The following is a 3,276-nucleotide window of genomic DNA, read 5'->3' as shown; positions in this document are numbered from 1 at the left end:
GCAAGAGGGTGGCTAATATTAAATTTATTAAAAAACATTTAAAATTACTATGTATTACAGAAAATTAATTATATTTTTATAGCGAAAGTTTTAAAACATGCTTTATGAAAAATATACAATATACTATTGGTTTCATTGCATTTATTATTTTAACAGGCTACAGCAGTTGCAGAAAAAAAACTGTTGACCCTGTTGACCAATTACCACCCGAAACACAAAACGGCGCCAATACTTTTGGCTGCTTGGTAAATGCACAGGTGTTTAAACCAGGGGGGCACAATTGAGTGGAGGTTCATTACAATGCAATTATCAATTCTTTAATAACAGCTATTATTTTGTTCTTATAGGAAGAAAACAGACTATAGGAAACTTATTAACAAGTGTTGGAATATATACGGATAGCCTCGGAATTATTGAAGGTAACAAACTCAGTTTAAAATTAAGAGGCAAAGGAAATCCATCTGGGGATTATTTTAAATCAATAAGTGCATATCAAAATGAATTATACAACACTAATAATAATTTAAACACAGGCGAGCTATGGATTAAAAAATTAGACACTATCAATCAAATCGTTTCAGGTATTTTCTGGTTTGATGCAGTGAATGCCAACGGACAAGAAGTACAAATAAGGGAAGGAAGGTTTGATGTACGCTATACCCGGTAATTATATTAATTTATCATTATGAAACCAAAACCAACTAAGCACATCTGGTCTTTGATCATTTTATGTGTTCTTACTCTTTCTGCATTAGCACAAGATGAAATAAACACCGAATTCATCAACCGGATGAACTATGTGTTTTCACCAGTAGAAAAAAATCGTGTACCCAACGGATTGCTGCTGGATTATGCCATGGAATTTGCGGATGTAAAAAGCTATAATGGGGTGCTAACCGACAGCAATAAAAATTTAACACAACTATCAAAGCAATAAGGTTTTCTATAAAAAAATGAATTACCGTTACATCTCTTTATACAACTAAAAGTCTCAGCCATGAAATCTTTTTTAATAATTGCCGTAAGCTTTGTTTTACTCAGTAGCAGTTGCCGAAAAAATAAACCTGTAAATCCTATTGACCAATTACCACCCGAAACACAAACCGGCGCCAATACTTTTGGCTGCTTAGTGAATGGAGAGGCGTTTAAGCCGGGAGGTAGTATTTTTTCCGGACCCAATCTTGCATGCATCTATCAATATCTTATAAGTGGCACACCCGCAGGATATACGTTTGCCTTAGGTGCAACAAACAAAAAAGATCCCACAAATATCACTACTGTAGGTTTCGGATTTGATAGTATAAGAATGAACATAGGACTTTTATTGCTAAAAGTAAGAAGAAACGGACAGGGGGGGGACAAGTAGGTTTCTATAATGATAGTAATCCTAATGGAAATATATATTCAACAAATCATTTTGTAACAGGAGAATTAAATATTAAAAAACTGGATACTGTTAATCAAATCGTTTCAGGTACTTTCTGGTTTGATGCAGTGAATGCAAACGGACAAAAAGTACAAATAAGGGAAGGAAGGTTTGATGTACGCTATACCCAGTAATTATCTTCGATTCATCACACTAAAACCAACATTATGAAACCAAAACCAACTAAACGCATCTGGTCTTTGATTATTTTATGTGCCCTTACTCTTTTTGTGTCAGCGCAGGATGAAATCAACACTGAATTCATCAACCGGATGAACTATGTGTTTTCACCAGTAGAAAAAAATCGTGTACCCAACGGATTGCTGCTGGATTATGCCATGGAATTTGCGGATGTAAAAAGCTATAATGGGGTGCTAACCGACAGCAATAAAGTGAATGCAGGATTGCTACGAGATATGTACACAACCATTGCCATGAGTGCCATTCATAGTAATGCAGGCGGCTTTTACAGCCCCGATTATATGGATAGCATCTGGCACCTGCAACGGCAGCCCGGCATTATTACATTAAGCGGTTTGTAATATAATTATTCAAGATTGAGAGATGATGCCGTAAACGCTGGTTTGATAACTGTAAGCAATGATCAATTGTACGACAGATATGTGAATGGTATATGGCAAAATCCATATCAAACTGAAACAGTTTTTGCCATGTCGCCGCCCTTGCATGCATACAGCGGTAAAAGCTTCCAGGTAATGCTGCCTTCTAATTTATGGCTCACTAATAATGCATCTTCAGTCAGCAGCATTGCGGTAGATTTTAATGATGGTGCAGGTTACAGAACTATTACCATGGACCAAGCTATAAATATCAGCTATGCTGATACCGGAAGAAAAGTATGGACTTTTAAACTAACACTGACAAATAATGCCATGTTATACAGCCATACCGAAATGCAAATTGAGTTGGAACCAAATAAATATGGGAGTTCAGGTGGAGTTTCAGTACATGGATTTGCAAGGCCTGGCGGCCCCGTATTTTTAACTGCCGATAATGCGCACAATGGTGAGGCAGGACAAGGCTGGATAACGGTTGATTACGCCAATGTAGACCTGCGGTTGAGAAGACCATTGATTGTTGTGGAAGGTTTTGATCCGGGGCATTTGTTGGCACCTGAGGTACAATTTGGATTTTCATCTTTTCGAACTTTTATAAGCCAGTTAGATAATCCAAATTCTTTTTCACAATTAACTCAACTATTACGTGGCAATACACAACAATACGACATCATTTATGTTGACTGGTTCCGCGGAACGGACTTTTTACAACGCAATGCCTTGTTGCTTGAAAGGGTTATCCGTTGGGTAAATGAACAAAAAGCTATTGATGGCTCTGTAGAACCCAATGTAGTATTAGGCCAGAGTATGGGAGGCGTTATCAGCCGTTGGGCTTTGCGAGACATGGAAAACCGGGGGTTAAATCATCAAACGCGTTTATTTATCAGTTGGGATGCGCCACAGCAGGGAGCCAATATTCCTGTTGCTTATCAACACCTGGTTCACCATGCAAATAGCTTATTCGTTCAATCTGCTATACCTTTTTTGCTCGGGGGTAACAACACTATTAGATTAGTGAAAAATGCATTGAATTTAATAGATGTACCTGCAGCCAGGCAAATGCTAATGAATAGAGCACTATCCAACGGCAAAATTGATAATTCCGATCACAATGCCTGGCAGCTTGAATTGCGTAACCTGGGCTATCCGTTGCAAAGCAGGAACATAGCTATAAGCAATGGATCAGAATGTGGGATAGGGCAAGGCTTTCAACCTTATGCTGATTTAATAAATGTAAATGGCAGGACAAACACAAGGTTTTTAAGTGAGTTG

At 37.8% G+C, this 3,276-nt stretch carries 7 protein-coding genes; all 7 read left to right on the top strand.

What is annotated here, in order from left to right; genetic code table 11:
- The first annotated feature begins 104 nt into the window (after positions 1–104).
- Positions 105–284, top strand: a complete 180-nt coding sequence (locus ACP5P5_RS13580; RefSeq protein ID WP_428286653.1) for a hypothetical protein — start codon at positions 105–107, stop codon at positions 282–284.
- Positions 281–667, top strand: a complete 387-nt coding sequence (locus ACP5P5_RS13575) for a hypothetical protein (RefSeq protein WP_428286652.1) — start codon at positions 281–283, stop codon at positions 665–667. Before ACP5P5_RS13580 ends, ACP5P5_RS13575 begins: the two co-directional genes overlap by 4 nt.
- An 18-nt stretch (positions 668–685) precedes the next feature.
- Positions 686–937 carry a hypothetical protein gene (locus ACP5P5_RS13570; protein ID WP_428286651.1) on the top strand — a complete coding sequence of 84 codons (252 nt, stop codon included), beginning with the start codon at positions 686–688 and terminating at the stop codon, positions 935–937.
- 60 nt (positions 938–997) lie between these two features.
- A complete protein-coding gene (locus ACP5P5_RS13565) occupies positions 998–1,366 on the top strand; it encodes a hypothetical protein (RefSeq protein ID WP_428286650.1) in 369 nt (122 codons plus the stop codon).
- Positions 1,324–1,560 carry a DUF6252 family protein gene (locus ACP5P5_RS13560; protein ID WP_428286654.1) on the top strand — a complete coding sequence of 79 codons (237 nt, stop codon included), beginning with the start codon at positions 1,324–1,326 and terminating at the stop codon, positions 1,558–1,560. Before ACP5P5_RS13565 ends, ACP5P5_RS13560 begins: the two co-directional genes overlap by 43 nt.
- Before the next feature lie 33 nt (positions 1,561–1,593).
- Complete coding sequence (locus tag ACP5P5_RS13555; RefSeq protein WP_428286649.1) at positions 1,594–1,968, top strand: hypothetical protein; 375 nt, start codon at positions 1,594–1,596, stop codon at positions 1,966–1,968.
- 42 nt (positions 1,969–2,010) lie between these two features.
- On the top strand, positions 2,011–3,276 hold a 1,266-nt coding region (locus ACP5P5_RS13550), incomplete at its 3' end, for a hypothetical protein (protein WP_428286648.1).

It is taken from the genome of Hydrotalea sp. (assembly GCF_049968455.1).
Classification (GTDB): Bacteria; Bacteroidota; Bacteroidia; order Chitinophagales; family Chitinophagaceae; genus Hydrotalea.
The sequence above is the reverse complement of the archived record's forward strand: the minus strand, read 5'-3'. Positions and strand labels throughout refer to the sequence as shown.